This window comes from Rhodococcus sp. A14 (genome assembly GCF_011603105.1).
Classification (GTDB): domain Bacteria; phylum Actinomycetota; class Actinomycetes; order Mycobacteriales; family Mycobacteriaceae; genus Rhodococcus_F; species Rhodococcus_F opacus.
Map to the genome: position 1 here is coordinate 1 of NZ_JAAOQS010000217.1, position 3,944 is coordinate 3,944.

Annotated in this window: 4 protein-coding genes and 1 pseudogene; 4 read left to right on the forward strand and 1 reads right to left on the reverse strand. The window is 66.8% G+C overall.

Annotation, left to right across the window (positions count from 1 at the left end):
* Positions 1–166 precede the first annotated feature (166 nt).
* Positions 167–355 (reverse strand): TetR family transcriptional regulator, encoded by a 189-nt coding sequence (locus tag G9373_RS44725; protein ID WP_005574018.1) that lies wholly within the window; start codon positions 353–355, stop codon positions 167–169.
* Positions 356–721: 366 nt separating this feature from the next.
* Between G9373_RS44725 and G9373_RS44730 the strand changes: the two genes are divergently transcribed.
* From G9373_RS44730 to G9373_RS44745, 4 genes and pseudogenes are all read left to right on the forward strand, one after another.
* The gene (locus G9373_RS44730; protein WP_005574021.1) at positions 722–1,006 is read left to right on the forward strand and encodes a hypothetical protein; all 285 of its coding nucleotides are present in this window, start codon (positions 722–724) and stop codon (positions 1,004–1,006) included.
* Between the two features lie 40 nt (positions 1,007–1,046).
* Positions 1,047–1,682 (forward strand): helix-turn-helix domain-containing protein, encoded by a 636-nt coding sequence (locus tag G9373_RS44735; protein WP_005574022.1) that lies wholly within the window; start codon positions 1,047–1,049, stop codon positions 1,680–1,682.
* A gap of 948 nt (positions 1,683–2,630) precedes the next feature.
* Entirely contained in the window at positions 2,631–2,918 is a 288-nt protein-coding gene (locus tag G9373_RS44740) for a hypothetical protein (RefSeq protein WP_005574023.1), read from the forward strand.
* A 578-nt stretch (positions 2,919–3,496) separates the two neighbouring features.
* Positions 3,497–3,944, forward strand: a pseudogene (locus G9373_RS44745) (IS21 family transposase); the annotation flags it as partial.

Sequence of the window (3,944 nt, forward strand, 5' to 3'; positions counted from 1 at the left end):
GTGCGGGGGTGGGGTGGTCGCCGAGGTCGAGGACCAGTCGGAACGCGGCGCAGATCAACGGGTCGTCGTGGCCGTGGGTCGACGAGCGCGTAGGACAGTTCGATGAGCGCTTCGAGCGCGCTGCTCTGGTGTGCCGCCCGCTCGGTGCAGCCGTCGTCGAACCGGGTCAGACCGACGTCAGTCGCCTGCCGGGCGAGGTCCGTTTGGACCGGAAGTGGAAGTAGAGGCCGCCCTTGGTGGCGTGCGAAACTCCGGTGATCTCGTGCAGGGCGGCGTGGGTGTACCCGTGCCGATCGAATTGCTCCGCCGCCCGCGCCAAGATGGTGGTGCGGGTCAGTTGGACCCGTCGTTGCATGACGGACCTCGCTTTCGCATAGTGTCTTCTGCCCTCGCGGGAAGAATCATAAGGAAATCGGCGCGGCCCGCCTGAACTATTTCATGTCGCGGCGCATGGTGTCATCTACGAACAGCGCTGCGGACGTCACCACCAGGTTCCTCACGCAATTTCCTGCGTCGCCGTTCGGAATGGCGCCGCGACCGCGTCGAATTGGACGAGTGGTCAAAATGGAATTGGACGACTGATCAAAATAAAGAAGAAAGTTTATGGGCCGATCGGTGCAACACGATGAGCCCTACCGGCGATACACGACCGGGCGGGACCGAAAGGTGGCCCATCGCCGAGCGGGGAGACCCGCGGAACAAGGAAGTTCGAGTTGCCGGTATGAATGTGTTCTGGATGGTCGAAGTCCTGATGGTCACGTTGTGCGTGATCGCGGTGTCGCTCGCCGCGGCGGTGACCGCCGATGCGGTGTCCGGACGCTCCCGCGAACGGGGACCGGACCGGGTCGACGCTGCGGTCTCACCCACGGCGTCGCCGGTCCTCACTACCCGGGAGGTGCGCCGCGACCGGGACTGGCACCGGGTCGCGACACGGGCGTGGACGATCTGCATCCTCGCCTCCGTGGTCGCGGTCGCGGCCGTCGGGGTGCTGATCGTCGTGGGATAAAGCCCCCGGCCCACGACCGCCGGACGCTTACGCTCGATTGATGGCGAAGAAGCTGCCCGCCGATGAGCGCCGCGCCCAACTTCTGGAGGCGGCGTTGATGATCGCGGCCGAGCAGGGCGTCGACGCGCTGACCATGCGCCCACTCGCGGCCGATGCCGGGGTGTCCCCCGGAATCGTGCACTACCACTTCCACGACAAGGACACCCTCCTCACCGAACTGGGCGAGACTCAGATCTTGCAGGTCAACGAGGGGATGCGGCTGGCATTCGGGCAGTACACCGAACCCTCCGGGCTGACCGGGATCCCGGCCCTCGAGGATCTGCTGCGCGCCGGAATCCGCGGTCTGTGGCCGATCGTCGAAGCCACCCCCCACCACCAGCTGCTGGCCTACGAGCTGACCGCCCAGGCGCTGCGCCGCCGCAGCGCCGGCAACCTGGCGGCGGGGGCGATCGCCGAGCGGCAGTACTCCGCAATGGACGCCGAAACCGTCGCGTTCCTCACCCTGTGCGCGACCCGCGCCGACGTCACCTGGATCACCCCGGTCGAGCAGGTCGCCCGGTTCGCGCTCGCGTGCATGAACGGATTGGTGCTGCGTTGGCTCGTCGACCGGGACAGCGCCGCCGCCCTGATCGCCCTCGACGACCTCGTCCAGATCCTCACCAGCAAAGCTCGCTGACTGTCGCGGACGTTCTGTCCCTGCGCGCGGTTGACGCATCGGGTCACACCGCAGCGGGCATGAGAGGAAGAGCCGGGGGTGTGTGAGTGACTTCTCGCGCGGGGCCGCGCGGGGCCGCGCGGGGCCCGAGGGGGTGAGCGCGATCGTTCGTCCTCGGTCCACGCGCGGCGGGTGACGGCCCTCGGTCGAAAGGGGGAGTCGACAGAGGGTCTCGCCGCCCGCGGACAGCCGTCGAGCCGTGGGCAGCGTGTGGGTGGAGTACCCCGAATCGGTCGCACTATGTGTCCAACCCATGACCGGATTCTTGCTGACTTTGCTGTTTCAGCGAAGTTTCTGCTGCCGATATCTTCGTGGCGATATTCCTTGTGGCGGAGGGGCCCTCGGTCGTCGCGGGCGATGGTATTGGTCGCCCGGGCGGGTAGACATCGACGGCGGTTTCGAGGCGCATGCCCGCCACGCTGTTCGCCAGACAGCGGCTGACGGATTGACCGTCGCCGCCACTGTGCAGCGGTTTGCCCACTCTGCCACCGCAGATCAGCGCGAGACCGGAGCGGCCAGCTCATCCGAACAGTCTCGCCGTCGCCGGGAGGGAGGGGCTAGCTCGGTGCACGCTTGGAGGGTGCTCGGTCAAGCGTGTGCGTACCCGGTAGTCGCGGCGAAAGACTTGCTTTGATCCGAAGGTCGGGCGCCGGAGAGTGGGCGCTATCGGCTGCATCTCGAACGCACGCGTAGCAGCCGGTAGGGAAACCGGAGAAGGGACAGCGTGAGACCGCCGAGCGTCACACCGCGGATCGTATCCGGATCGATGTGCCTGGGGCCTGTTGATGCGGAAATCGGGGGGTCGGCTTGCGGCTCGCAGGTGGGGTTCAGGTCGCGCTGGCGCGGGTAACCCGAGCCAATCCGAAACAACACCCGCGTACGGCTGCCCCCAACCAGGACCGATCCGACATGACCTCACACCGGCACATCACCACCGATCACGACGAGATCCGCGGTTGGATTCAGGCGCATCACGGCGTACCGGCACGAACGGCGACGACCACCGACACCGCAGCCGCCCTGCACATCGACTTTGCCGCGGTTCGCCCCGGCGAGCTCGAGCACATCTCCTGGGAGGAGTGGTTCACCGCGTTCGATGCGCAAGGCCTCGCCCTGTGCTACCCGGATCCGCATCTGCGCGGCGGAGCGAGCGCGTGGTTCGAACTCGTGCCCCGCGGCGGCGGAATTCACCCGTGAGGTGAGCGGCGTGGCAGGCGTACCGCGGCATCGACGCGGGTACCCGATCCGGGTGGGGCAAGCCGATGTCGAGAGGCCCCGCGTGAAGGTGATCGTCGATGACCAATCTGTACTATCCACTGGCTGTTGCGCTGTACATCCTCGTGGCACTCTGGCAAGGCAATCTCGGCCACTGGTGACATCCGCCGAGTGCGTCCAGGCCCGGGTGGGGCGTGCCGCTCGATGTAGGAAATCGATGACCATCGAGGACCCCCTTTTGTGCTCCTCGATGGTGGAAGCGCGGTGTGCCCGAACCTTTGGGTGGATGGTTGATGTCGACGGACGGTGAGGATAGGTCAGCGCGACGACCGTGAGGGGATCGCCTGTGAGCGTGTGGATCCCGAGCGCCGGTGCCGTTCGGATCCCGTGTTCGACCGTTCTGGCTCTGGCAGTCTGAAGTGGCCCCGGTCGGGCGGCTCGAGTTGGACCCAGTCGACCCTTATCCGGTGAGGGGTGTGACGGCTCGAAGTGGCCCCACCGCGACACGCCCGGGGTGGCTGTTTTGGTCGGTGTGAATCCTGGTGACGGGTGTGGGCGCGATGATCGAGACCGACCACACCGCCGGCCGTGAGGGGTTCGGGTTGGAGTCTCGGGTGCAACTTTTCGAGGACATCCGCCGCGATGCGCGGTGTGAGGGCCTGTCGATCCGCGCGCTGGCGGACCGTCATGGTGTGCATCGTCGGACGGTGCGCGCGGCCTTGGAGTCTCCGGTTCCGCCTCCCCGGAAGAGGCCGGTGCGGATCGCGGCGAAGCTCGAACGGTTCAAGACGTTGATCGATGACATGCTGGTCACGGACCTGACCGCGCCGCGGAAGCAGAGGCACACGACCAAACGGATCTGGACAAGGTTGATCGACGAACACGGCTGCGAGGCCTCGTACTCGTCGGTGCGGGACTACGTCGCCCGCCGACGCCCGGAGATCGTCGCCGAGTCCGGGAGGGGAACCGAGACGGCCTTCGTGCTGCAAGACCATCTTCCCGGTGCGG

Coding starts and splice junctions, on each gene's coding strand:
- G9373_RS44725 (WP_005574018.1), bottom strand. CDS start 355: ATGCAACGACGGGTCCAACTGACCCGCACCACCATCTTGGCGCGGGCG.
- G9373_RS44730 (WP_005574021.1), top strand. CDS start 722: ATGAATGTGTTCTGGATGGTCGAAGTCCTGATGGTCACGTTGTGCGTG.
- G9373_RS44735 (WP_005574022.1), top strand. CDS start 1,047: ATGGCGAAGAAGCTGCCCGCCGATGAGCGCCGCGCCCAACTTCTGGAG.
- G9373_RS44740 (WP_005574023.1), top strand. CDS start 2,631: ATGACCTCACACCGGCACATCACCACCGATCACGACGAGATCCGCGGT.